Source organism: Parafannyhessea umbonata, assembly GCF_900105025.1.
In the GTDB taxonomy this organism is placed as follows: Bacteria; Actinomycetota; Coriobacteriia; order Coriobacteriales; family Atopobiaceae; genus Parafannyhessea; species Parafannyhessea umbonata.
In genome coordinates, this window is the sequence record NZ_LT629759.1 from 1,186,796 (window position 1) to 1,211,538 (window position 24,743).

The 24,743-nt window shown below is 67.6% G+C and carries 16 protein-coding genes; 4 read left to right on the forward strand and 12 right to left on the reverse strand.

The features are described 5' to 3' along the window. Positions 1 to 107: 107 nt before the first annotated feature. The 4 genes from htpG to BLT96_RS05470 all read right to left on the reverse strand — a co-directional run bounded on the left by htpG (position 108) and on the right by BLT96_RS05470 (position 4,936). Positions 108 to 2,069: a molecular chaperone HtpG gene (gene htpG / locus BLT96_RS05455; RefSeq protein ID WP_090862318.1), complete on the reverse strand. Its 1,962-nt coding sequence runs from the start codon at positions 2,067 to 2,069 to the stop codon at positions 108 to 110. Between the two features lie 210 nt (positions 2,070 to 2,279). Beyond that, positions 2,280 to 3,140, reverse strand: a complete 861-nt coding sequence (locus BLT96_RS05460) for an exonuclease domain-containing protein (protein ID WP_090862321.1) — start codon at positions 3,138 to 3,140, stop codon at positions 2,280 to 2,282. A gap of 37 nt (positions 3,141 to 3,177) precedes the next feature. Next, positions 3,178 to 4,131 carry a DMT family transporter gene (locus BLT96_RS05465; protein WP_090862324.1) on the reverse strand — a complete coding sequence of 318 codons (954 nt, stop codon included), beginning with the start codon at positions 4,129 to 4,131 and terminating at the stop codon, positions 3,178 to 3,180. A gap of 16 nt (positions 4,132 to 4,147) precedes the next feature. Next, positions 4,148 to 4,936 carry a YaaA family protein gene (locus BLT96_RS05470; protein WP_090864219.1) on the reverse strand — a complete coding sequence of 263 codons (789 nt, stop codon included), beginning with the start codon at positions 4,934 to 4,936 and terminating at the stop codon, positions 4,148 to 4,150. A gap of 64 nt (positions 4,937 to 5,000) precedes the next feature. On the opposite strand from BLT96_RS05470, the gene BLT96_RS05475 reads away from it, so the two are divergent. Next, on the forward strand, positions 5,001 to 6,167 hold the full coding sequence (locus tag BLT96_RS05475; protein WP_157692162.1) for an AI-2E family transporter: 1,167 nt from the start codon (positions 5,001 to 5,003) through the stop codon (positions 6,165 to 6,167). Between the two features lie 98 nt (positions 6,168 to 6,265). Further along, a complete protein-coding gene (locus BLT96_RS05480) occupies positions 6,266 to 7,138 on the forward strand; it encodes a tetratricopeptide repeat protein (protein ID WP_090862329.1) in 873 nt (290 codons plus the stop codon). 108 nt (positions 7,139 to 7,246) lie between these two features. Here the strand turns inward: BLT96_RS05480 and BLT96_RS05485 are convergent, their stop codons facing one another. From BLT96_RS05485 to BLT96_RS05505, 5 genes are all read right to left on the reverse strand, one after another. After that, positions 7,247 to 8,020, reverse strand: a complete 774-nt coding sequence (locus BLT96_RS05485) for a class II glutamine amidotransferase (protein WP_157692163.1) — start codon at positions 8,018 to 8,020, stop codon at positions 7,247 to 7,249. 182 nt (positions 8,021 to 8,202) lie between these two features. Next, on the reverse strand, positions 8,203 to 9,630 hold the full coding sequence (locus BLT96_RS05490; protein ID WP_090862333.1) for an ATP-binding cassette domain-containing protein: 1,428 nt from the start codon (positions 9,628 to 9,630) through the stop codon (positions 8,203 to 8,205). A 12-nt stretch (positions 9,631 to 9,642) separates the two neighbouring features. Further along, on the reverse strand, positions 9,643 to 10,746 hold the full coding sequence (locus BLT96_RS05495) for an ABC transporter substrate-binding protein (RefSeq protein ID WP_245719232.1): 1,104 nt from the start codon (positions 10,744 to 10,746) through the stop codon (positions 9,643 to 9,645). A 104-nt stretch (positions 10,747 to 10,850) separates the two neighbouring features. After that, positions 10,851 to 11,279 (reverse strand): hypothetical protein, encoded by a 429-nt coding sequence (locus tag BLT96_RS05500; RefSeq protein ID WP_090862336.1) that lies wholly within the window; start codon positions 11,277 to 11,279, stop codon positions 10,851 to 10,853. A gap of 109 nt (positions 11,280 to 11,388) precedes the next feature. Next, positions 11,389 to 12,183, reverse strand: a complete 795-nt coding sequence (locus BLT96_RS05505) for a DUF1295 domain-containing protein (RefSeq protein WP_090862338.1) — start codon at positions 12,181 to 12,183, stop codon at positions 11,389 to 11,391. A gap of 253 nt (positions 12,184 to 12,436) precedes the next feature. On the opposite strand from BLT96_RS05505, the gene BLT96_RS05510 reads away from it, so the two are divergent. Next, entirely contained in the window at positions 12,437 to 14,014 is a 1,578-nt protein-coding gene (locus BLT96_RS05510) for a DUF438 domain-containing protein (protein ID WP_090862341.1), read from the forward strand. Between the two features lie 240 nt (positions 14,015 to 14,254). Beyond that, positions 14,255 to 16,345 (forward strand): glutamine synthetase III family protein, encoded by a 2,091-nt coding sequence (locus BLT96_RS05515; protein ID WP_090846274.1) that lies wholly within the window; start codon positions 14,255 to 14,257, stop codon positions 16,343 to 16,345. 414 nt (positions 16,346 to 16,759) lie between these two features. Here the strand turns inward: BLT96_RS05515 and BLT96_RS05520 are convergent, their stop codons facing one another. The 3 genes from BLT96_RS05520 to purF form a co-directional block, all read right to left on the reverse strand. After that, positions 16,760 to 18,220, reverse strand: a complete 1,461-nt coding sequence (locus BLT96_RS05520) for a glutamate synthase subunit beta (RefSeq protein WP_090862344.1) — start codon at positions 18,218 to 18,220, stop codon at positions 16,760 to 16,762. Positions 18,221 to 18,223: 3 nt separating this feature from the next. Then, entirely contained in the window at positions 18,224 to 22,882 is a 4,659-nt protein-coding gene (gene gltB, locus BLT96_RS05525; protein ID WP_090862348.1) for a glutamate synthase large subunit, read from the reverse strand. Between the two features lie 312 nt (positions 22,883 to 23,194). Further along, positions 23,195 to 24,721: an amidophosphoribosyltransferase gene (gene purF, locus BLT96_RS05530; RefSeq protein WP_090862352.1), complete on the reverse strand. Its 1,527-nt coding sequence runs from the start codon at positions 24,719 to 24,721 to the stop codon at positions 23,195 to 23,197. Positions 24,722 to 24,743 lie beyond the last annotated feature (22 nt).

The following is a 24,743-nucleotide window of genomic DNA, read 5'->3' on the forward strand; positions in this document are numbered from 1 at the left end:
CGTACCTGCTTCGTTGCAGGTACGGGCCACCTTTTTCGTAGAACTTTCTTTTGTTACGACTATGTTACGCAGCAGTAGCGAATCGCCCCGCGGGCGCGGCGAGCGCCCTACATGAGCTCCGTAATCTCGCGCGCGAACTTAGCCGGGTCCTCCACGGGAAGCCCCTCCACCAGAAGGGCCTGGTTGTACAGGATGTCTCCCATCAGGGCAAGGCGCTCCTTGTCGCCCTTCGCGGCCTGGAGCTTGCCAAACACCGGGTGCTTCGCGTTCAGCATGAGAACGCGGCTCGCCTTAGGCGCCTGGCCGGCCTCCGGGGACTGCTGCAGGCGGCGCTCCATCTCCAGCGAGACGGGGCCCTCCGCCGTGACGGTCGCCGGCGTGTCCTCGTCCAGGTTCGCGGATACCTTCACGTCCGCGACCCTGCCGTCCAGGGCGTCCTTCAGCTCGCCAAAGAGGTCCTTGTTCTCCTCGGTGGCCTTCTCGGCCTCCTTCTTCTCGTCCTCGTTCGCAAGGTCGAGGTTCGCGTCGGCCACGTTCTGCAGCTCGAGGTCGCGGGCCTCGGTTCCCTTGTGCTCGGAGTCGCCCGCGACGGCGTCCACGTGGTAGCTGCGCAGGAACTGGAACATGAACTCGTCCACGTCCTCCGTGCACAGCAGCACGTCGTAGCCATGCGCAAGCGCGCTCCTCACGGCCGGCGTCTGCGCCAGGAGCTCGCGAGTCTCGCCGGCGGCGTAGTAGATCTTCTCCTGCCCTTCGGCCATGCCGGCGACGTACTCCTTGAGCGTCACCATCTTCTCGTCGCGCGCGGACCAGAAGAGCAGCAGGTCCGCCAGCTCGTCGGCCTTCGAGCCATAGCTGTTGTAGATGCCAAACTTCAGGCCGCGGCCGAAGTTCTTGAAGAACTTCTCGTACGCCTCGCGGTCGTTGTCGCGCATGTCCTCGAGCTCCGCGGTCACCTTCTTCTCGATGCGGCGCGCGATGGCGCGCAGCTGCGAGTTCTGCTGCAGCGTCTCGCGGCTGATGTTCAGCGTGACGTCCGGCGAGTCCACGATGCCGTGCACGAAGTTGTAGTAGTCGGGCAGAAGGTCCGCGCACTTCTCCTGGATGAGCACGCTGGAGCTGTAGAGCGCAAGTCCCTTCTGGTAGTCCTTGCTGTACAGGTCGAACGGCGCGACGCTCGGGATGAAGAGCAGCGCGTCGTAGCTGATGGCTCCCTCGGCGTGGAAGCTCAGCGTGCGCAGCGGCTTCTCCCAGTCGTGGAACGTGGAGGTGTAGAACTCGTCGTAGTCCTTCTGCTCGACGTCGGACTTGCGCTTCTTCCAAATCGGCGTCATGGAGTTGAGGGTCTCCAGCTCCTGGTAGTCCTCGTACTCCGGCTTGGGGTCGGGCGCCGGCTTCTCGCGGCTCTTGGTCACCATCATGCGGATGGGGTAGCGCACGTAGTTGGAGTACTGGCGCACCAGGTCGCGGAGCTTCCACTCGCTCAGGAACTGGTCGGTGTCGTCCTCCTCCGTGGAGTCGCGCAGGAAGAGCGTGATCTGCGTGCCGTGGGCGCGCTCGCCGCGCAGGGCCTCGGGCAGGTCGGCCTCGGCCACCTCGTCGATGCTGTAGCCGCTGACGCCGTCGGACTCCCAGGCGTGCGCGACGTCCTCCCCTAGCGCGCGGCTCACCACGCGCACGCGCTTCGCCACCATGAAGCTAGAGTAGAAGCCCACGCCAAACTGGCCGATGATGTCGACGGCGTCGCCCTGGGCGTCCGCGTTCTGGCGCTTGAACTCCTGCGAGCCGGAGTGCGCGATCGTGCCCAGGTTCTCGTCAAGCTCCTCCGCCGTCATGCCGATGCCGTTGTCCGCCACGGTGATGGTGCGGGTGTCCTTGTCAAACGAGAGGTCGATCGCAAGCGTCTCGTCCACGCGCTTCGACTCGTCCGTCAGGCCCTCGAAGCTCAGCTTGTCCAGGGCGTCGGACGCGTTCGAGATAAGCTCCCTCAGGAAGATCTCCTTGTTGGTGTAGATGGAGTTGATCATCAGGTCCAGGAGCTTCTTGCTCTCGGTCTTGAACTGCTTCATGGCAGGCTTCCCTTCCGCGCGGCATCGTGTCTTGCGGGCGCCGCCGCACGGCAGCGCCCCGTTGTGTACAGGTATGTGGATACCCCAAGCAAGATATCGTATACGCGCCAAAACAGAAAACCTATGCCGCACGCGCTTAGGTCTGCGCGGGCGAGAAGAACGCGCCGCCTTGCCCGCCGCCCCGCCGTGTGCGCATGCCGGCCGCCGCTGCTACCTGCGCAGGTCCCGCGCCGTCAGCCCAAGGCGCGCGAGCAGGTCCTCGCCGCGCACGACAGGCGTCCCCAGCTCGCGGGCGCGGCGCAGCTTCGCGGTCTTGCGCCCCTCGCGCGGGTCAAGCTCCACCAGCATGGTGACGCGCCTCGTCACGCCCTTGCTCAGCTGCGCCCCGTGCAGAAGCGCGAGCACCTCCATGTCACGCTTTGGCAGCTCGTAGCTGTTGCCCGTGAAGCACACGAGCTCGCCGGCAAGCTCTTCTCCCCTGGGGCCCTGGTCCAAGTCCTCCACGCACAGCCGGCGCGAGGCGGCGTCCTTAAGGATCGCCTGGTAGCAGTCGCTCGTGGCAACGGCGTCCGCCCACGCGCGGTGCGCCTGCGGGTTGCTCACGCCGTAGTGGCCGCAGATCGCCGCGAGGCTCGCGGGTTTTCCCACCAGCTCGCGGTAGAGCACCATGGTGTCCACGAAGCCGTTTCGCGTGGGAGACGCCACGCGCTGCCGTGCGGCCGCACGGTCCAGAAGCACGTTGTCGAACGCGGCGATGTTCTGCCCCACCAGCGCGAAGTCCTCCGCAAAGCGGCAGAACGCCCCAAGCGCCTCCGCCTCGTCCGGGGCGCCCGCCAGCATGGCGTCCGATATCCGGTTCACGGCCCGGGCGCCCGGCTCCATGCGCACCCCCGCAGGAAGCGCGACGAAGGTGTCGAACTTCTCGTCCTCCCAGCCGTCGATCACGCGGACGGCGCCGATCTCCACGATGCGCGCGTCCGGCGAGAGGCCCGTCGTCTCTAAGTCGTAGCACACGTAGCTGCGCGGAAGCGCGTCAACGCTCACGCGGCACGGTCTTGGCCGGTATGTCATGCGCGCCCCCTCCTTCGCCGCGACTGACCACCTCAGTCTACGCCGTGATGACCACCATGACGGTAATGAGCACAAAGCCCAGAAGCTCCGCGGGCGAGAAGGTCGTGGACGTGAGGACCACGGAGCTCACCGCGGACGTGAGCTGCTCGGACGTGCTCAGGAGCGTCGTCCGCACCGGACCGACGCGGTGGAGCCCCGCCATGAACAGCGCGCCGGCACCAAACGTGCCCACGAGCACGGAGAAGGCGAGAAGCGCCCAGTCGAGCGGCTGGTACGCGAGCGTGGGGCCCGGCACCCACGGCCTAGCCACCGGAAGGAGCAGCACGCCCGCCACGAGAAATCCCACCGCGTTCACCACGAGGCTCCCCCAGCGCCTGACGTAGCCCTCCGTCAAAAGCGACTCCGACGCCTGCCCCATGGCCGTGAGCAGGCCCAGCACCAGGCCGGCTGCGGGCATCACGAGCGTCGTGGGGTTGCCGCCCGTCGCCATGAGGTACGTGCCCGCCACCGCGAGCACGAAGCACAGCGCCTCCGAGGCAAACGGCAGTCGCCGCTCGCGCACGCAGATGACCCCAAGCGTCATGGGCGCGCCCAGGCTCTGCATCACCGTGGCCGTCGCCGCGTTCGTCACGGCGACGTTTGCGAAGTAGCTCGCGTTCAGCACCAGGTAGGCCATCACGCACATGAGAAGCACGCGTACAAGCTCCGCAGGGCGTGCGAGCGCGCGTGCGGCCCCGCGCAGGCGGTCGGGCGTCGCCGCGGCGGCGCAGCAGAAGAACACGGCCGAGCCCAGGAGCATCTTTACGTCCGTGAGCCACACGGCGTCCGTGCCGGTACGGTCCATCAGGAGCTTCGTGACGGTGCCGGAAAGCCCCCACAGGCTCGCCCCGGCAAGCACCATGGCGGTCCCCGCCGCCACGCGCCCTCTGCGCGCGTGGCCAGACGTGTCGCCCCGCCTTTCCAATGCATCCTCTTCCAACATGTCAGTCATGTAACCATCCCATGCGCTACCGGCGCACGAACGCCAGGGTGTCCGCCGTCGAGCGCGCCTCGTCCAGCACGTACCCGCGCCCCCGGTACTCCGCAAGCTCGGCCACGGCCGTCACGCCGCGCTCCGCGCACCACCGCACGAAGTCCCCGCGTGCGGCCTTCGCCTCCGTCGCACGCTGCACGAAGGCGCCGTCCGTGGGCCGCAGCTGCCCAAACTGGCACGTCACCACCGGCACCTTCCCCATGTGCGGCACGACGGCGCGCGCGTACTCCGCGGACGCCACGTTCACCAGGGCGTCGCACCCCTCCTGCCGCAGGCACCCCGCCAGCGTATCCCCCCACCACGCGTACAGGTCCTTCGCGGCCGGAAGCCCCAGCCTCGGGCACGCCGGCACGGCAAGGCGCTGCGCCATCTCCAGCCGGTACGGCACCACGGCGTCGAGCGGACGCAGCACGCCAAAGAACGCGGAGAGTATCCTCAGGTGACGCTGGAGGTACGCCAGCTGCCCCGCGTCCATCACCTGCGCGGCAAGGTGCTGGTAGGCGATGCCGCGATACGACGCCGCGGCGGAGCTCCCGCGCGCGAGCAGCCCGTCAAGGTCCATGCGCGCGTGGCGCGGGCACATGTCGCGCGCGATGGCGTCCGAGCAGCGCCATAGCGCCTGAAGCTCCGCCGGCGCCATGTGCCGCATGACCTCCGCAAGGTGGCGCGTGCGCTCAAGCAGCGCTGGCTCCGCGGTCGGCAGCGGCTCGCCCCCGTCCTCCGCCATGCGCTTTGCTGGCGAGAGTATGAACATGAGTGACATCGCACCCTCCCTTGGTATGCTTGCAGGGCCACGCAAACCGCCCGCACCTCGACACGGAGGCCCCATGAGCCGCTTTGGACTTGACGACAAGAGGTACTCTACCATCAGCCGCTACGTGATCGCGACGGCGCTCGTGCTCGCGGTCGTGGCGAACGTGGGCGTGTACCTGCCCAAGATCCTCACCGCGCTCGCCGGCGCGGGGGCGTGGCTCCTCGCGGTCGTGAACCCCCTCGTGGTGGGAGGCCTCGCGGCCTGCCTGCTCTGGCCCGCGGTCGAGAGCCTCGACACCCTCCTTTCGCGCGTCCGACCGCTCTCGTCGGCGGACCGTTCACGTCACGTGCTCTCCGTCGTGGCGGTGGTGCTGCTCGCGGTCGCCGTCCTCGCCGTCGTGGTCTCCGTCCTTCTCGCCTTCGTCACCGACAGCGTGCGCTCCGTCTCGCTCGGCAACCTCGCCGAGCTCGCAGACTACGTCGCACGCAGCATGTCGCACGCCTACGACGGCATCGTGCGCGCCGCGGCGACGCTCGGGTTCTCCAAGGTCGAGCTCGAGGACGCCGCATCGGCCGTCGCCGGCGTGTTTGGGACGTCGGGCGGCAGCATAGGGCAGACCGTGAGCGACGGCGTCGATGCCGTGCGGGACTTTGTCACGAACGGCGTCCTTGCAGTCATCTTCTGCGTCTACTTCCTCATCGATGCGCACAACCTCGCCACGTACTGGGACCGCACGCTGCGCTCCCTCATGGGGACGCGCGCGTATGGCCACCTGCACGAGTTCGCGCTCGACGTGCGTCGCTCGTTTGCGGGCTACATGCGCGGCCAGTTTATCGACGCCATGCTCATGGGCATCGCCGTCACCATCGCGCTCGAGGTCGTCGGCGTGCGCTACGCCGTCCTCATCGGCCTCGCCACGGGCATCGGCAACCTCATTCCCTACGTCGGCCCCCTCGTGGCGTACGCGTCCACCGCTCTCTCGTGCCTCATCGCGGGCGACGTCCGCACGTTCGCGCTCGCGGTCGTCGTGCTCGCCGTCATCCAGTTCGTGGACGGCCAAATCGTGAACCCCAAGATCCTGGCCGATTCCGTCGAGGTACACCCCATCCTCGTGATAGTCGCCCTCATCGTCGGCGGCAAGGTGGGAGGCGTCGTCGGCATGTTCGTCGCCGTCCCGTGCGCCGCCCTCGCCAAGATCTACTTCGAGAAGTACGTCGCCTGGCGCGACTCGCGGAATTAACGTCCACTGACGCCGATACAATGCCCCAGAGCCCCTAATAGTATTGCGCTAGGGGGCTCGTGTGACGCACGCATGCGCACCGTAGATGGGAGGACGCCATGGGCGCTGGCGACTGGACGGCAGACGTGGACGACTTCAAGAGGCTCGCGGCCCTCGCGAAGGTGGACTTCTCGATTAACGAGAAGGACGAGGCCCCTGACGAGGAGGAAGATCCCACGCTCGACCTCGACGCCTTCCTCGAGGAGCTCGCGAAGGCGGCGATATCGCCTGATCCGGACGAGTTCGCAGAGTTCGTGGCGGTGAATCGGGACGACGTGTTTGAGGCGCTCGCCCAGGACCCCTCCGTGGCAGACGTGCTCCTCGCGGGGTACCGCCTTGGCATCACGTTCGGGAGCGACGCATGCATGAACGCGCTCGGCGCGCACTACTACTTGGGCGACATCTTCGAGCAGGACTTTGCCAAGGCGAAGGAGCTCTACCAGATGGCCGTCGACCACGGCAACCTCCAGTCGCTCGTCAACCTGGGCTACATCTACGAGTACGGCCGCACGGGCAAGCCGGACTTCCAGAAGGCGTACGAGTGCTACTCGCTCGCCGCCGCGCTCGCCCCCTCGTTCGAGGCCGCATACAAGCTGGGCGACATGTACGCGCGCGGCAAGGCCGTCGATCGCGACATGCACAGGGCCCTCATGCTCTGGGAGCGCAGCCTCGAGCTTTCCCAGGACGTAGTGGAGCGCGCCCAGCCGGCCATACGCATCGCGCAGCTGCTTGTTGACCCAGAGTGCGGCACATGGGGAATCGATGCCGACCCTCTTCGTGCGCTGAAGCTGTTCCAGGACGCGGAGGTAGGCCTTCGCATCGACATCGCGGACGGCCAGTACTACTACAAGAAGCGCCTGCGCGAGGCGATCGAGGGGCAGGAGGTCGCACGCTCGCTCGTGGTGGAAGAGGACTCCGACCTCGACTTCTAAAAGGTGGCCGGACGCCCCATGGGACACCCGGCCACGATGCCGCAACTGTTGTGTATTACGTAGCAAGCCTGTACGGCCCGGGCGCCACGCGCCCATGGCTTGCGGAGCCTAGCCCCTCATGTGGTCGATCATGCTCTCGTACTCGGCCTCGTCGGCGGTGAAGACGCCCCCGCCCACCTGGCCTTCGAAGACGACGGAGCCGTCGCGCACCACAAGGAGCTGGCACACGGGCATCGGCTCCCAGTCGCGCTCGTCGAGCGGCGCGGTCGCAAACGCCCAGCCGTCCTCAAGGCGAAGGCGCCACAGCGTCTTGTTCGCGTCGTTCGTGTACGCGAAGGTGTGGTTCCCGTCCGCGAAGAGGAGGTTCAGCTTGTTGCCGGGCGCGAGCGCCGCGACCGCGCGGTCGACGGCCTCGAGGCGGCCCTCCTCGCCAAGGCCCTGGGCATCGGCGGCGTTGGACGCGTCCATCAGGTACGGCAGGATCGCCTCGCTGTCCGTCGAGCCCTGGCGCTGGCCCAGGTAGTTCACGGTCTTTCGAGGGTCGAAGAGCGTGCCGTTGTGCGCAAGCACCCAGCGCCTCCCGGCACGGTCCTTCCCCTCGAAGGGGTGGCAGTTCTCGAGCCTCGTTGAACCCACGGAAGCGCGGCGGATGTGTGCTATGAGGTACGCTGTCATGACCGGCTCGCGCAGAATCGCCTGCACGCGCTCGCTCACGGCCGCGTTCTGTGCTTCGCGAATGATCGTAGGCTGCACACCGTCCCCTGCGGGCAGGTACGCAAGGCCCCAGCCGTTGGGGTGCTCGTTGCCGTGCGAATAGAGGGCCTCCATCAGCTCGTTTGCTCTGACGGGCTCCTTGGTGTCGATGCCGAGCATCATACACATGGTCGTTCCTTCCTTTTGGCGACCGAAAGAAGATACCCTAAAGGAACCGCGGCAATAAGTGGCTACATATACGCCACACGCGCCGTTCACGCGGGCCACACTTTCCGCCATCTGGAACGAAAATCAACAATTAAGGAATAAACGCACTTCTCGATACATCAGAACGGTATGGAATCGTTCCCCTATCCGCCGTTCTTGAGCGAGAAGGACGTGGCATCCAACAGTCGCATGTCGTCCGGCAGGTGCGAGGCGACCACGAGCGCGCGGCCGTCGAGATGACGCGTCACGAACGCCGCGGCCTGTACGTGCGAGGCCGCGTCGAGCGAGGAGAACGGCTCGTCCAGAAGGACGGCGTCTCCCGGAGCCGCGAGCGCACGAACGATCTCTACCCTGCGGCGCTGGCCACCAGAGAGCCTGCGGACGGGGACGTCAAGGGCGGTTTCGGGAAGGAGCTCGGAAAGCAGGGAGCGCACGCGCACGGCCTCCTCGCGGGCGGACCCCATCACGAGCAGGACGTTCTGCACGGCGGACATCTCCTCTACCAGGCGTGACTCCTGAAACGCCATAGTAGGATGTGCCGGGCGCCTGCACAAACCGGCAAGGACGTCCTGCAGGCCCGCGACCGTGTGCAGGAGCGTGGTCTTGCCGGTGCCGGAGCGGTCGGCCAACAGCACGCGATCGCCCGGGAGCACCGCGAGGTTGAGCCCGGATGCCACGACCGCCCCCTCGTAGCCCACCGACGCGTCCTTCAGGAGGATCGTCGGGCCGGCCGATGCCGCCTGGCCCTGCCGGCCCGCCTGATGCCTCACGTCCGTCTGGGCGCAGACGCTCCGCGGACGTCCCACGCGAAGGCTCAGATGCTGCGACCACGAGCCGGTGCGCGCGAGGACCGCGACGAACGCGCGCTCGCACAGCCACGACATCACGACCACCACGATGGTCCATGCGAAGAGCTCCGCCGTGTCGAGCAGGAGCTTCGAGTTGTAGATGCGCTCGCCGATCGAGCCCATGGGGCTGCCGATGAGCTCGGCCGCGACGCCGGCCTTCCACGCCATGCCGCAGACGTTCCTGCTGGTTCCCACGAGGTACGGCAGCACCTGCGGCCACGTGTGCGCGAGGAGGCGGCGCACGGGCGCGACGCCGAAGACGCCGAGCATCTGGGACACCTTGGGGTCGACGTGCAGAAGCGCCTCGCGGCAGCTGAGGTACACGGCAGGGAACACCGCAAGGAACACGGCGATGGCAGAGACGCTCCGGGAGCCGACCCACATGAGCAGAAGGACGATGACGCAGACGATGGGCACGCTCTTAAGCGCGGAGACGCCCGGGGAAAGGAGCCTGTCGACGAGCGGATGGCGATGCCCCACGAGCGCGAGGACGACCGCAAGCGCGAAGGCGAGCAGGAAGCCGAGGGCGATGCGCGCGAGCGAGAAGCCCACGGTGGCGAGGAATCGCTTCTCGCCCAGAAGGGCGAGAAGGCGAAGCGCCGTGTCAACGGGGCCCGCCAGGAGGATGGAACTTCCTACGACGAGGCTCGCCACCTGCCATGCCAAGATCCACGGCACGACGGGGGCGAGCCTCCTGAGTATGTCCTTGGGACGGCGGGTCACGCTGCCTGCCAGCTAGGCCTGCTGGTAGTAGAAGTCGTCCGCGGGCAGGGCGCCGCCGACGGACGCCTTGTTGGCATCGTAGAGCACCTGGAGGTATCCCTCGAGGGCGCGCCTCATCTTCTTGCCCGTGATGCACACGACGTTGCACTGCGGGATGGCCTTCTGCGCGATGGGCTCCTTCGGGACGATGCCGGCCTTCACCACGAGCGGTGCGGCCGCCTTGGGATCGGCGTTGACCTGCTTGACGGACTTGGCATGGCGTCTGAGGAAGTCCTCGACTGCCTCGGGGTGCTCGTCCGCGAACGCCGCGCGCACGATGGTTGCGCCCATCACGAACTCGCTGCCGTCCGTGGCGTACTCCTTCCAGACGTCCGTGAGGTCGACCGGTGCCTTGAGCGAGCCGTTCTGGACGAGCGTCGCCGTCGTGAACGGCTGGGGCAGGATGCCGACGGCGGCGGGATCGGACGCAAGGATCGCGGCGACTTCCGCGTGCTCGCTCTTCCACTCGACGGTGACCTTGTCGGCGATGCCGGCCTTGCCCAGCAGGAAGTCGAGGACATACTCCGGGCTCGAGCCCTTGCCCGAGACGTAGACCGTCTTGCCGGCAAGGTCCTCGAACTTCGCGACGGAGGAGTCGCCCGTGACGACGGACAGCACACCGAGCGTGTTGACGTCGATCACGCGGATCTTGCCCTCCGTCTTGTTGTACAGGACGCTGCCGACGTTGGACGGCACGCACGCGATGTCCACCTTGCCCTGGATGATCTGGGGCAAAAGCTCGTCGGGAGACGCGCTCACGGCATACGCGTACGTGATGCCGGAGCCCTTCTTCGCGGAGTTGTCCTCAGGCAGCGCCGCGCCGTCGGTGGGGATGCCGGAGGTCGTGTCCATCATCTTAACGAGGCCGATGGTGGTGGGCCCCTTCAGGGACGCGACGCGTACGATGACGTCGTCTTTCGCCTTCGCCTTGGCCTTGGACGCCTTGGATCCGCCCGACTTGGAGGAGTCGGACGCGGACGAGTCGCTTGCGCCCGTGCCACAGCCAGCGAGGATGCCCGTGAGGCCAAGGCCGGCCAGCGTCGCGAGGGCCTCGCGACGTGTCATGTTTTTCTGCATTGGTGTTGCTCCCTTCTGCCGTGACGCTAGGTTCGCGCCGCGGTGGCGTACTGTCGTGCGGAGCCTGCCCGCGCCGGCCGGCGTTCGCGCACGTGGGGTCGACCTTACTCCTTGGGAAGGTCTCCCCTGTCCTGCGCTCGGCGAATGGCGGCTTCCATGTGGCTGAACATGGGTGCCTGAGACGAGGATCCGTCCGGCATGAGCGTGCTCGTGGGGTCGAAGAGCGCACTCAGCACGTTCTCGAACGTCTTTGCGGCGACGCCGCCGTCCCCGCTTGCGTAGCCGCGGGTCTCGAAGCCCTCCGCCGCGAGCGCGAGCGTGACGATGGAGGGGTCTACGCCGGCGTCCTCGCAGATCTGGAGGATGGACCTGTCGCCGGGCAGGTCCTCGAAGCCAAGCTCGCGAAGGAGCCCCTCGACCGCGGGCTGCGTCTCGAGCGTGCGGGCGAGCTCGACCGATACGTCCACGACCTTCTCGCCCGCGCCTGTCGCCACGCCCGTCGTGGCCGCGGTGTTGGTGGTGCTGTCTGACATGTGTCTGCTCCCGTCTGCCGCGCCGTCACGTGGGCCGCGGCATCGTGTGCGTGTTGGGTCCAAAGATTATACGGCCAGGGCCAGGGGTCGATGCCCGGGGCCGAGGGGCCTACGCCACGAGCCACGCGTACTTCTCGACGGAGTACAGCGGCACGAACGGCAGCAGGATCGGCGTGGTGCGGACGTAGCGCTGATAGGCGGGGTCCTTGCCATAGCTGCGGTTCTGGCGGATCTCGAGGCGGCGCGCGCCACCGAACATCACGTAGATGATGCCGACATATCCCAGAAGCGCCGCCAGCCACTGCGCAATGCCGGCGTACACGCCTATGCCACTGACGAAGGTGCCGGTCCAGAACAGCATCTCGCCCAGGTAGTTGGGGCAGCGCACGATGCGGAAGAGCCCGGTGTCCACGAAGCGGCGCGGGTTCCTGCGCTTGGCCGCGTTCTTCTGGATATCGGCCGCGGTCTCGAACGCGAGGCCGAAGACGGACACGGCAAGCCCAGCCAGGAGTAAGGCGTCCGTGCGGCCGCCCGCCGCCATGCGGAAGAGCACGGGCGAGGTCTGGCACGCGTACAGGAGCGCCGCGGAGCCCCAGATGGCGAAGCGAACTCCCAGAGTCACGCTGTCATTACCCTTGACCTCGCCTTTCATCTTCTGGTTGTAGCTGCGGCTGCGGAGCTCGCGATACGCGAGGTAGCCCGTGAGGCGGCAGCCGTATACCACCAGGAGCAGCGCCTGCAGCGCGCTCGCGACGCCGGCGCGCGCGCCGAACATGGCGAGCAGCGCGACGCCGATCGCCGCGACGGCCGCCCCGTAGCCGATGGAGATGAACCACACGTACCTCTTGAACCCGCACGCGCTCGCCACGAGCGCAACCGCGAGCAGAACCAGGAATCCCTGCATCCTTGTATCACGACCTCACATGTACCTGTCTGAGTTTTTTACAACCTAGAGCATAGCGAAACGCGCGGGGCGCAGTCGTGGCCTTCGCAACTATTGTGACGTTTTTACCAACATATCGTGTGCGTTGCAGATGCAACAACCGCGGGGCGGCCCCTCCCCTACCATCGGGAGCACGCAAGGCGCCGGCGACTTCCTCGGCGCAGGGTGACGGCCCAGACAGCGCCGGCGTGTCCGGCGGAAGATAGGAGCAATAATGCCAAGGACAATCGACCTCTCGCGCACCGTGCACGACCTAGTGGCAGACAACCCCGAGGTGGCGACCATCATGAGGGACCTGGGCTTTGCGGACATCGCGAAGCCCATGGCGCTCGAGACCGTGGGCCGCGTGATGACCATCCCCAGGGGCGCCCAGATCAAGGGCATCGACCTCGCGTCCGTGGTGGAGGCGTTCGAGGCGGCCGGCTTCGAGGTCACGGGCAAGCCCGGCGCAGCTCCGGCGTCGCCTGCGCCCACGGACGAGAAGGACGCGGCCGCCGGCGCCGCGGACGGCGCCGCAGACGCAAGCGATGCCGCCGGTGCGAGCACTGCGGCCGCAGCGACGGACGAGGCCGGCCGCGCACGCCTGCTCTCGAGCTACGTAAGACGCCTCTCCGCCGGCGAGGACCTGGAGAGCGTTCGCCGCGAGTTCGTGGCGAACTTCAGCGACGTCGACGCGGCAGAGATCGCCCGCGCCGAGCAGGGGCTGATCGAGGGCGGCACGAAGGTGGAGGACGTGCAGCGCCTGTGCGACGTGCACTCCGCGCTGTTCCACGGCGCCACGCGCGAGGAGCGCGTCGCGAACGCCGAGGCCGCGGTGATGGAGTCCATCGCGGGCGGCAGCGGCAAGGACGACTTCAAGACCCGCGTGCTCGCGGCCCTGAAGGGCCACCCCGTGAACGTCCTGACGCTGGAGAACAAGGCCATCGCACGCCAGGTGGCCGCGGCGCAGCAGGCGCTGGACACAGGCGACGATGCCGCCGCGGCACGGGAGCTTGCGCTTCTCGCCCAGGTGGGCGGCCACTACGCGAAGAAGGGCGACCTTCTGTACCCCGTGCTCAAGGTGCGCCACGGATACTCCGGTCCCGCGGACGTGATGTGGGGCGTGGACGACGAGATCCGCGACGAGCTGCGCGCCCTTGTTGCGACGCGGCCGGACGAGCGCGGCAGCTGGCACGACCGCGCCGTGGCGGTGGTCCGTCGCGCGGACGAGATGTGCTACAAGGAGGCGAACATCCTGCTGCCGCTGTGCGTGAGGTGCTTCACGCAGCAGGAGTGGCTGCAGTGCTACGTCGACCTTCGCGGCTACGAGCCGTGCATGGTCGACCCCTCCGAGCTCGGCCGCTGGGGCGAGGGCGAGAAGTTCGCGGCGTCCCTGGACGCGCGCGCCTCGCTGGACGGAGGCGACATCGCGCTTCCCACGGGCACGCTTTCCGCCGCGCAGCTGGACGCCGTGCTGAACACCATCCCCATGGAGCTCACGTTCGTGGACGAGAAGAACATCAACCGATACTGGAACGACGACGGCGACGTGAAGCTCTTCAAGCGGCCTGCAAGCGCGCTCGGTCGCGAGGTGTGGTCGTGCCACCCTCCCAAGGTGGAGTACATGGTTCGAAACGTGATAGACATGCTCCGCAGCGGCGCGCGTGACTCCGTCGACGTCTGGATGCAGAAAAAAGGCGAGCCCGTGCTCGTGCGCTACATGGCCGTGCGCGACCGCGAGGGCAACTACCTCGGCACGCTCGAGTGTGTGCAACCCATGGGGTTTGCGCGGGACCACTTCGCAGAGAGCTAGCGCCCACAGGTGGGAGCGCTCGCCCTTCTCGCCCGCGCCCCTGCACGTTTTCCCAAGGTCTGGGCCCGCGCCGGAGCCGCGCACAACCGTGCCGGTGCCGGCGCGGGCAACGGTTTTGAAACGGTTTCGCATTCGTAACCGTCACGTTGGGGAAATTCAAATGCAACCAGTCCCCGCTATCATGCAAAATGTACGAAGGGTCCGCAAACGCGGCCCAGTCGACTTTACAGAGGAGGACTGATGTCTAAGGACAAGGTCACCGAGGAGTACGGCAGCCTGGTCTTCACCGACCAGGACATGCAGGAGCGACTACCGAAGCCCACCTACAAGGAGCTTCGTCGCGTGATCGACGAGGGCAAGGAGCTCAACCTCGACATCGCGAACGAGGTCGCGCACGCAATGAAGGACTGGGCGCTCGAGCACGGCGCCACGCACTTCACGCACTGGTTCCAGCCGCTCACCGGCATCACGAGCGAGAAGCACGACAGCTTCATCAACCCCAACGGCGACGGAACCGTCCTTATGGCGTTCAGCGGCAAGGAGCTCGTCCAGGGCGAGCCCGACGCGTCGAGCTTCCCCTCTGGCGGCCTGCGCGCCACGTTCGAGGCCCGCGGCTACACCGTATGGGACCCCATGAGCCCCGCGTTCATCAAGGACGAGGTCCTGTGCATCCCGACGGCGTTCATCAGCTACACCGGCGAGGCGCTTGACAAGAAGACCCCGCTGCTGCGTTCCGAGGTCGCCCTCGAGAAGCAGGCGAAGCGCGTCCTTGGCCTGTTTGGCAAGAAGCCCAAGCGCGTCTACACCACGATCGGCCCGGAGCAGGAGTACTTCATCATCACCGAGGACGACTACAAGGCCCGCCCGGACCTCGTCCTCACCGGCCGCACGCTGTTTGGCGCCGAGCCCGCAAAGGGCCAGGAGCTCGAGGAGCACTACTTCGGCACCATCCGCCCCTCCGTCAACGCGTTCATGAAGGAGGTCGACGACGAGCTCTGGAAGCTCGCCGTGCCCCTGAAGACGAAGCACAACGAGGTCGCGCCCTGCCAGCACGAGTTCGCTCCCATCTTCGAGAAGGGCTCGCTGGCCATCGACGACAACCTCCTCACCATGGAGAAGCTGAAGCTCCTCGCGACCCACCACGGCTTTGCCTGCCTCGAGCACGAGAAGCCGTTCGAGTACGTCAACGGCTCCGGCAAGCACAACAACTGGTCCGTCTCCGCTGACAGCGAGAACCTCCTCGAGCCGGGCGACGACCCCCAGGACAACCTGCAGTTCCTGGTCTTCCTCGCGTTCCTCGTCGCAGCGGTCGACGACCACGCCGACCTGCTGAGGGCATCCGTCGCCTCCGCCGGTAACGACCACCGCCTCGGCGCGAACGAGGCGCCTCCCGCGATCATCTCCGTCTTCCTGGGCGACGCGCTCACCCCGATCGTGGACGCGCTCATCAAGAAGGAGCAGCCCGAGGCCCACGACCGCGCCCGTATGGACCTCGGCGTCCCCGCGCTGCCTAACGTCCTGCGCGACAACACGGACCGCAACCGCACCTCCCCGTTCGCCTTCACCGGCAACAAGTTCGAGTTCCGCATGTGCGGCAGCCAGCAGAACCTCTCCGACCCCAACGTCGTCCTCAACACGGCCGTCGCCGAACAGTGCGAGCGCTTCGTCAGCTACATCGGCGAGCACTCCGACGAGGACTTCACGACCGCTGCCATGCGCTTCGTCCGCCACACGTTCCGCGACCACGAGCGCATCCTGTTCGACGGCAACGGCTACTCCGAGGACTGGGAGAAGGAGGCGGAGCGCCGCGGCCTGCCGAACCTCAAGAGCACGCCGGACGCTATCCCCAGCATCGTCAAGCCCGAGAACATCGCGTTCTTCGAGAAGTACGGCGTCCTCAGCGAGGCAGAGACCCGTGCCCGCTACGTCGCCAAGGCAGAGCAGTACGCGAAGCTCCTCAACATCGAGGCCAACACGATGGTGAACATGGCCCGCACCATGTACCTGCCCGCCATCAGCGCATACGCCGGCGACCTCGCGACGAGCGTCGCGACCCGCGCCGAGATTGGCGTGGACGCAGCCGCCGACAAGGCGACCGTCAAGGCCCTGAGCGAGGGCTCCGCGGCGATCCTGGCTGCGACCGACGAGCTCGAGGCCGCAAACGCCAAGGCTCGCGAGCTGGACGACGTCGCCGCCGAGGACAACGCATACCGTGACGAGGTCCTGCCCCTCATGGACAAGCTCCGTGCGGCCGTCGACGCCATGGAGACCGTCACCAGCAAGGACTACTGGCCCGTCCCGAGCTACAACGACATGCTGTTCTACGTGTAGCGACGCCAAGACCCGAGTCCCAGAGCGACACGAAATCCCAAGCGACCCCCGTCTCGCGGCTGCGAGGCGGGGGTCGCCCTTTTGGCAGTCCTTCTCACGGTCCATCGCGCGGGTGCGGTCCCCCCTGCAAACCTCAACCGCCATCGCTTGAGGCCCGCAATCCCAAGCGGCATCACTTGAGGACTCGCGAGAAACGTACCTGTCTACCTCGCCAAATGCGGAGCTTTACCAAGAAGTGCTCGCACCTCTCGCCCAGCGCGCTCCCCATGCGAGGCCCCTCCTCAAGCGACGTCGCTTGAGGAGGGGCTCTTCGCTCAGATGGCATCACGCTCCACTCGGCCACAAGAAAGGGGCGGCCCAAGCTCGCACCTGGACCGCCCGACTAAGCAAGCGTCAACCTCGAGGCCTCAATCGCTACCCCAGCAGGGCGGACGCAACCTCCGCCGCACAGGCAAGGCCGTCTGAGATGGCATTCACCACGATGGTCGAGCCGTTGCGCGTGTCGCCCGCGCAGTACACACGAGCCTTGCCAGCGGCACCGGAAAGCTCGTGCCCCTCGCCCTCGATGACGGGAAGCGGCCTCCCCTGCCTTGCGAGGCCGCCGCCGAACGCCTCGACGAGCTTCGCCTCCGGTCCCACGAAGCCCATGGCCAGGATCACCAGTTGCGCCGGCAGCGTGCGCACGCTGTCCTCCTTGCGCTCCGGCTTGCCGTTCGACCAGTCGAGCGAGACGATCTTCAGCCCCTCGACCGAGCCCTCGCCCATGACCTCGAGCGTGTCCGTGGCCCAGAGCCTGCGGTCAGCGTCGAACTCCTCGATGGCTTCCTGCTGGCCGTAGTCGGTCTTCTTGACCATCGGCCACTCCGGCCACTGGTTCGTGGGCAGTGCCTTCTCCGGCGGCTCGGGCAGGAACTCGAGCTGCATGATGCTGCGCGCGCCCTGTCGCAGCGCCGTCGCGACGCAGTCGGTGCCGGTGTCGCCGCCGCCGATGACCACGACGTCCTTGCCCTCGGCACTGATGGCGCTCTTGCCGCCACCCAGCACCGCCTTCGTCTGCGCCGTCAGGTACGGCACCGCAAGCGTCACGCCGTCGAGGTCGGCACCAGGCACCCTCAGGGTGCGAGCGTTGCCCGTGCCGGCCGCCAGCACGACGGCGTCGCTCTCCTTCGCCAGGCGCTCAGCCACGACGGGGTCGGACGCGTCCACGCCACACTCCACGTCGATGCCGCTCTCGCGCATCAGGTCGAGCCTGCGGTCCACGACCTCCTTCGGGAGCTTCATGTTCGGGATGCCGTACATGAGCAGGCCACCGGCGCGGTCGCTCTTCTCCACTATGCGCACGCGCAGGCCGCGGCGGGCAAGCTCCCACGCGCAGGCAAGGCCTGCGGGGCCGGAGCCCACCACGGTCACGAGCGGCGCATCCTCAGGAGCGGGCGTCAGCGGCTTCGGTCCGCCGTGCTCCCACTGCCAGTCACTGATGGCGCGCTCGTCGTCGCGGATGGTCGTGGGGTCGTCGTGCAGGCCCAGGTTGCAGGCCGCCTCGCACAGCGCCGGGCACACCCTGCCCGTGAACTCCGGCAGCGGGTTCGTGAGCGCCAGGCGTTCCGCCGCCTGGTCCCAGAGGCCGCGCCACAGCAGGTCGTTCCACTCGGGGATGAGGTTGTGCAGCGGGCAACCGCTCGTGCGTGCCTTGCCAAAGCCGACGCCGGTCTGGCAGAACGCCACGCCGCAGTACATGCAGCGCCCCGCCTGCACGCGCTGCTCCTCGGCAGGCAGCGTCACGGCAAGGTCGTCGTAGTCGTGCACGCGCTCGGCAATCGGGCGCTGGCCGTGTTCCTTGCGGCCGTGCTCGAGGAATCCTCCTACCTGGCCCATGGGCTACATCCCCTCCCTCATGACCTCGAAGGCGTGCTCGGCCGCCGCCTCGTCGCTCATGCCCGCGGCCTTCGCCTCGGCAGTGAGGTCGAGCACCCGCTTGTACTCGCGCGGGATGACCTTCACGAAGTCGTCCTTGATGTCGTCGAACTGATAGAGCATCTTGATGCCGCGCGGGCTCTTCGTGCGGTCCGCGTGCTCGCGGATGAGCGCGCGCACGTACTCCAGGTCGTCCTCGGTCGGCTTCTCCAGGAGCACCATGTCGCGGTTCACGCGGCCAGAGAGCACGTGCCTCTCGTCGTACACGAACGCGATGCCGCCGCTCATGCCTGCGGCGAAGTTCACGCCCACGGGTCCCAGGATCAGGGCGCGGCCGCCCGTCATGTACTCGCAGCCGTGGTTGCCCACGCCCTCGCACACGATGGTCGCGCCGGAGTTGCGCACGCCAAAGCGCTGGCCCGCAAGGCCGTTGATGAAGCCCTTGCCCGCCGTCGCGCCGTAGAACGCGACGTTGCCCACGGCCACGTTCTCGTCGAACTTGTACGTCGCGGTGTCGGCGGGGGCCACGGTCAGGATGCCGCCGGACAGGCCCTTGCCAAAGTAGTCGTTCGCGTCGCCGTGGACGTTCAGCGTCACGCCCGCGGGCAGGAACGCGCCAAAGCTCTGGCCGGCGGAACCCGCGCAGTCGATCTCGATGGAGCCGTCGGGCAGGCCCTTCGGGTGCTCCTTCGTGATGACGGAGCCCAGCATGGTGCCGCAGCAGCGGTCCACGTTCGCGATGTCCACCGAGAAGTGCATGCGACCCATGGTCGCGCGGCACTCCTTGGTGTACGGAATCAGCAGGGTCGCGTCCAGGGTGCGGTCGAGGCCCACGTCCGGCGCCATGCTCGGCACGAAGTGCGGCACCTCGGCGCCCGGGAAGGACTTGCCCAGGTCGTTCTCCACCTTCTGGAGCATCGGGCTCAGGTCGAGCCTCGTCGCCTTCCAGTTGTCCTCGACGCCGGTCTGGCGCAGGCACTCCACGTGGCCCACCATCTCCTCGACCGTGCGGAAGCCCAGGCTCGCCATAACCTCGCGCAGCTCCTCGGCTGTGTACAGCATGAAGTTCATCACGTGCTCCGGCTTGCCCGCGAAGCGGCTTCTCAGGCACGCATTCTGCGTCGCGATGCCCGCGGGACAGGTGTCCTGCTGGCAGTCGCGCTGCATGAGGCAGCCAAGAGATACCAGCGCCGGCGTGCCGAAGCCAAACTCCTCGGCACCCAGCAGGCACGCGATCGCGACGTCGCGGCCGTCCATGAGCTTCGAGTCGGCCTCGACCACCACGCGCGAGCGCAGGCCGTTCAGAAGCAGCGTCTGCTGCGTCTCGGCAAGGCCAAGCTCCAGGGGAAGTCCCGCATGGTAGATGGAGTCGCGCGGCGCCGATCCCGTGCCGCCGTTCGCGCCGGAGATCAAGATCTTGTCCGCGCCGCCCTTCGCGACGCCGGTCGCGATCGTGCCGACGCCGGCCTCGCTCACGAGCTTGACGGAGACCATCGCGTCGGGGTTCGCGTTCTTCAGGTCGAAGATGAGCTCCGCCAGGTCCTCGATGGAGTAGATGTCGTGGTGGGGCGGGGGCGAGATCAGACCGACGCCGGGCGTGGAGTTCCTGACCTCCGCGACCCACGGCCAGACCTTCTTGCCGGGGAGGTTTCCGCCCTGGCCGGGCTTTGCGCCCTGGGCCATCTTGATCTGAATCTCCTTGGCGCTCCTCAGGTAGCGGCTCGTCACGCCAAAGCGCGCGGACGCGACCTGCTTGATCGCGGAGTTCGTGGAGTCGCCGTTCGGCAGCGTCGTCTCGCGGATGGGGTTCTCGCCGCCCTCACCCGTGTTGGACTTGCCGCCCAGGCGGTTCATCGCGATGGCGAGCGTCTCGTGCGCCTCCTCGCTGATGGCGCCGTAGGACATGGCCGCGCTCGTAAAACGCTTCACGATCTCGCTTGCAGGCTCGACCTCGTCGATGGGCACGGGACCGGACGCCAGGGGCACGAAGGAGAGAAGGTCGGAGAGCACGATGGAGCGGCCGGGCCTGTGCAGGGCGGCGCTGTACTGCTTGAACAGGTCGTAGCTGCCCTCGCGGACGGCGCGCTGCAGCAGGTAGATGACCTCGGGGGTCAGCATGTGCTGCTCGCCGCCCAGCGGACGCCACTTCGTGATGCCGGAGCTTGCCAGCTGGTCGGGAGACGGGCTCCTGCGCTGCGCCTCGCCCTCGTCGTAGCGGCCCTCGCACTCGCGCTGGATGTCGTCCATGGAAAGGCCGCCCACCGGGCTCGGGGTGCCGTCGAAGCAGTCGCCCACGACCTCCGGGGAAAGGCCTATGATCTCGAAGATCTGCGCGGAGTGGTAGCCCTGCATCGTCGAGATGCCCATCTTGGACATGATGGTCACGATGCCGGCGGTGAGCGCCTTGTTGTAGTTCTCGACACCCGTCTTTGCGTCGACCTTGATGCGGCCGTCGGCGGACATCTCGCGGATGAGTTGGTGAGCGAGGTACGGGTAGATCGCGGACGCGCCGTAGCCCACGAGGCACGCGTAGTCGTGCGGCGTCATGGCGTCGCCGGTCTCGACCACGATGTCGCCGCGCATGCGCAGGCCGCGCCTGATGAGGTGGCTGTGAACGGAGCCGAGCGAGAGGAGCGACGGCACGGGCACCTGCCCGTCCGGGACGCGGTCGGAGAGCACGATGATGTTCACGCCCTGGCGGACCGCGGCCTCCACCTCGTTGTTCAGACGGTCGAGTGCCTCGGCGAGCGCGTGCTCCCCGCCGTTGCGGTCGAACGAGGCAACGAAGCGACGGCAGCCGAAGCCCACCATGTCCACGTGCAGGATGCGGTTGAACTCGTCCTGCGTGAGGATGGGGGTCTTCAGCCTGATGAGGCGGCAGCTGCTGCGCTGGTCCTCAAGCGGGTTTCCGTGGTTGCCGAGGTACAGGATGGACGACGTTACGAAGTCCTCGCGAAGCGCGTCGATGGGCGGGTTCGTGACCTGGGCAAACAGCTGGTTGAAGTAATCGAAGAACGAGCGGGAGCGCCTGGACAGCACGGCGAGCGGCATGTCCGCGCCCATGGACGCTCCGGGACGCCTGCCCGTGACGGCCATGGGGCCGATGGCCTCCTCCACGTCGTCGAAATGGTAGCCGTGGCGCGCCAGGCGGATTGGCAGCGGCGTCTCGGCGTCGGCGGCCTCGCCCTCCTCGTCGCCCTCGGTCGCGGGCGCGAGGTCGTCCACGCCCAGCGTCTCCTGCGCGACCCAGTCGCGATAGGGCTTCTCGCGCGCAAGCGTGTCCTTGAGCTCGTCGTCCCACACGACACGTCCCTTGTCGGGGTCGACGAGGAGCATCTGGCCGGGGCCGAGAGAGCCGGCCTGGACGATGTCCTCCGGCTCGATGTTGCACGCGCCCGCCTCGGACGAGAGGATGAGGCGGTCGTCGCGCGTGACGTAGTAGCGCGCGGGGCGCAGGCCGTTGCGGTCGAGCGCCGCGCCCATGTAGTGGCCGTCGGTGTACGCGATGGCGGCGGGACCGTCCCACGCCTCGGACAGCATGGACTGGTACGCGCCGAACGCACGGCGCTCCTGGGAGAGCTGGGTGTTCTTGTCCCACGGCTCGGGCAGCAGCATCGAGACCGCGCGCGGCAGCGAGCGGCCGTTCATCACGAGGAACTCGAGCACGTTGTCGAGCACCGCAGAGTCGGAGCCCTCGCTCCTGATGATGGGCATGACCTTCTTCAGCTCCGCGCCCATCACGGGCGAGTACAGCTCCGGCTCGCGCGCGCGGACGCCGTTCACGTTGCCGCGCAGCGTGTTGATCTCGCCGTTGTGGATGATGTAGCGGTTGGGGTGGGCGCGCTCCCAGCTCGGCGTCGTGTTCGTGGAGTAGCGCGAGTGCACGAGGGCGATGGCCGTCTCGGCCCAGGCGTCGCCCAAGTCGCGGTAGAACGAGCGCAGCTGCGTCGCCACGAGCATGCCCTTGTACACGATGGTGTGGGCGCTCATGGAGCACACGTAGAACGTCTTGCCCGCAAGCGCGCCCTCCTGCTCGGCCATCTTCTCGACCACGCGGCGCGTCACGTACAGCCGGCGCTCGAAGTCCTGGCCGGCGGCCGTCGCCTCGGGCCTGCCCAAAAACGCCTGCACGATGTGCGGGCGGCAGCGGTTCGCCGTGTCGCCCAGGTCATGCGGGTCGACAGGCACCTCGCGCCAGAACAGCAGGGGCACGCCCTCCTGCGCGCATCCGTCCTCGAACACGCGGCGCGCGTCGCGGTAGCCCTCGGCGTCCTGCGGGAAGAACAGCATGGCGACGCCGTAGTCGCCCTCGGCCGGCAGGATGTGCCCCTCGCGCTGCGCCTCCCTGCGGAACAGGCGGTGCGGGATCTGGAGCAGCACGCCGGCGCCGTCGCCCGTGTTCTTCTCCAGCCCCTTGCCGCCGCGGTGCTCCAGGTTCATGAGCACCGCAAGCGCATCGTCGAGCATGGCGTGCGAGCGCTCGCCGCGAAGGCTTGCCAGCGCGCCGATGCCGCATGCGTCGTGCTCGTACTCCGGTCTGTACAGCCCCTGGGGCGCGTATCCCTCCCCGTCGCGGTGCGTCCGCGGCATCTGGGCGGCCTCCTGGGAATCATGGCCTGACATCGGGTCTCCTCTCGCCTGTGCCATGGGTGGCAGATGTGGTCCAGCCTAGTGTACGGCCGCCCCCACCCCGAAAGGCCCGATTGCCCAAATCATAATGGCTCCGACACGCTTGGGTAGCGCGCACGTAGCGCAATCGAAATACGCGCAGGTAGATTGGGGAGAAAAGCCGCGTCCTCACATGTAGGCGACGCAGCGGCGCAAGACGAGGGGGCCACGCGGGGCGCGATGGGGCGCCGCGACAGAAACGCGGGCGCGACCCCGTGGCCGCGCCCGCGAAGGCCGCTTCTATTCTCGCCCGCGGCACGCCGCGCGCTAGTCGCGCGGGGCGTCCATCCGCACGTCCTCCACGGGCGGCACGCTGGCCTCCTCGCCGTCGTCGTACGGGAACGTGGGCGCAAAGCCGTCCAGGAACTTGCCGGCCGAGAACGCCTCCGGGATGCGCACGGGGTAGCGGCCGGTGTAGCACGCGTCGCAGTAGCCGCACTCCAGCACGCAGCGTCTGAGCCCCTCGAGCGAGAGGAAGGCGAGGCTGTCCGCGCCGATGTAGTCGCGCACCTCCTCCACGCTCTTGCTTGCGCTGATGAGCTGGCGCTGCACGTCCGTGTCGATGCCATAGAAGCACGGCCACTTTACCTCGGGGCAGTTGATGCGCACGTGAACCTCCGTGGCGCCAGCCTCCTTCAGCATGCGGACGATCTGCTTGGACGTGGTGCCGCGCACGATGGAGTCGTCCACCATCACCACGCGGCGGCCGGCCACGTTGTCCGAAAGCGCGTTCAGCTTCATACGGACGCCCATCTCGCGCATCTCCTGCGTGGGCTGGATGAACGTGCGCGCGACGTATCGGTTCTTGATGAGGCCCTCGCCAAACGGGATGCCCGTCTGCGCGGCGTAGCCCTCCGCGGGCGGCATGCCCGAAACCGGCACGCCGATGACGAGGTCGGCGTCGACCGGGGCCTCGCGCGCCAGCTGGCGGCCCATCTCGTAGCGCATGGAGTAGATGGAGCGTCCGCGGATCACGGTGTCCGGGCGCGAGAAGTACACGTCCTCGAAGATGCACTGCGCCTCGGGACGCGGCTCGAGGCCCTGCTCGGACAGGATGCCGCCGTCCGATATGCGCACGATCTCGCCGGGACGGACGTCGCGCACGAACGTCGCGCCCACGATGTCGAGGGCGCACGTCTCGCTCGCGACGACCCAGCCCTCCGTGCCGAGCGCGCCGATGACCAGCGGGCGGATGCCGTTGGGGTCGCGAAACGCATACAGCGCGTTCTCGCGCAGGAGCACCATGGCGTAGCCGCCCTCGATCATCTGCATGGCGTGGCGTATGCCGACGCGCAGGTGGCCGGACTTCTTCGTGAAGTAGCCTATGAGCTCGCACGCCACCTCGGAGTCGGTCTCGGAGCGAAACGGCACGCCCATCTGCACCAGCTCGCGGCGGACGCCCGACGTGTTGACGAGCGTGCCGTTGTGCGCGAGCGCTATGGTGACGTCGTCTATGAGCGAGAAGTGCGGCTGCGCGGCGTCGAAGCCGCCTCCGCCCGCCGTGCCGTAGCGCACGTGCCCGATGGCGGCCTTACCGTTGAGCGCGGAGAGGTCGGCGTCCGTGAACACCTGGCTCACGAGGCCGCGGTCCTTGCGCACGAGCACGGACCTTCCGTTTCCGACGGCGATGCCCGCGGACTCCTGCCCCCTGTGCTGCAGGGCGTGCAGGCCGAAGTACGTGATCCTCGCGACGTCGCGGCCCGGCGCCCACACGCCGAACACGCCGCACTCGTCGTGGAGCGAGTCGTCCTCCCCCACGGTCGCCCGCAGGTCAAAGCGCTCGTCATAACCCATGTTGGTGGTCCCTCTCTGCCGT

What these genes read in the sequence shown, in the direction of transcription:
- BLT96_RS05485 (WP_157692163.1), bottom strand. Translation starts at nt 8,020, where the DNA reads ATGTGTATGATGCTCGGCATCGACACCAAGGAGCCCGTCAGAGCAAAC.
- BLT96_RS05520 (WP_090862344.1), bottom strand. Translation starts at nt 18,220, where the DNA reads ATGGGCCAGGTAGGAGGATTCCTCGAGCACGGCCGCAAGGAACACGGC.
- BLT96_RS05480 (WP_090862329.1), top strand. Translation starts at nt 6,266, where the DNA reads ATGGGCGCTGGCGACTGGACGGCAGACGTGGACGACTTCAAGAGGCTC.
- BLT96_RS05505 (WP_090862338.1), bottom strand. Translation starts at nt 12,183, where the DNA reads ATGCAGGGATTCCTGGTTCTGCTCGCGGTTGCGCTCGTGGCGAGCGCG.
- BLT96_RS05470 (WP_090864219.1), bottom strand. Translation starts at nt 4,936, where the DNA reads ATGTCACTCATGTTCATACTCTCGCCAGCAAAGCGCATGGCGGAGGAC.
- gltB (WP_090862348.1), bottom strand. Translation starts at nt 22,882, where the DNA reads ATGTCAGGCCATGATTCCCAGGAGGCCGCCCAGATGCCGCGGACGCAC.
- BLT96_RS05515 (WP_090846274.1), top strand. Translation starts at nt 14,255, where the DNA reads ATGTCTAAGGACAAGGTCACCGAGGAGTACGGCAGCCTGGTCTTCACC.
- htpG (WP_090862318.1), bottom strand. Translation starts at nt 2,069, where the DNA reads ATGAAGCAGTTCAAGACCGAGAGCAAGAAGCTCCTGGACCTGATGATC.
- BLT96_RS05460 (WP_090862321.1), bottom strand. Translation starts at nt 3,140, where the DNA reads ATGACATACCGGCCAAGACCGTGCCGCGTGAGCGTTGACGCGCTTCCG.
- BLT96_RS05475 (WP_157692162.1), top strand. Translation starts at nt 5,001, where the DNA reads ATGAGCCGCTTTGGACTTGACGACAAGAGGTACTCTACCATCAGCCGC.
- BLT96_RS05495 (WP_245719232.1), bottom strand. Translation starts at nt 10,746, where the DNA reads ATGCAGAAAAACATGACACGTCGCGAGGCCCTCGCGACGCTGGCCGGC.
- BLT96_RS05510 (WP_090862341.1), top strand. Translation starts at nt 12,437, where the DNA reads ATGCCAAGGACAATCGACCTCTCGCGCACCGTGCACGACCTAGTGGCA.
- BLT96_RS05465 (WP_090862324.1), bottom strand. Translation starts at nt 4,131, where the DNA reads ATGACTGACATGTTGGAAGAGGATGCATTGGAAAGGCGGGGCGACACG.
- BLT96_RS05500 (WP_090862336.1), bottom strand. Translation starts at nt 11,279, where the DNA reads ATGTCAGACAGCACCACCAACACCGCGGCCACGACGGGCGTGGCGACA.
- purF (WP_090862352.1), bottom strand. Translation starts at nt 24,721, where the DNA reads ATGGGTTATGACGAGCGCTTTGACCTGCGGGCGACCGTGGGGGAGGAC.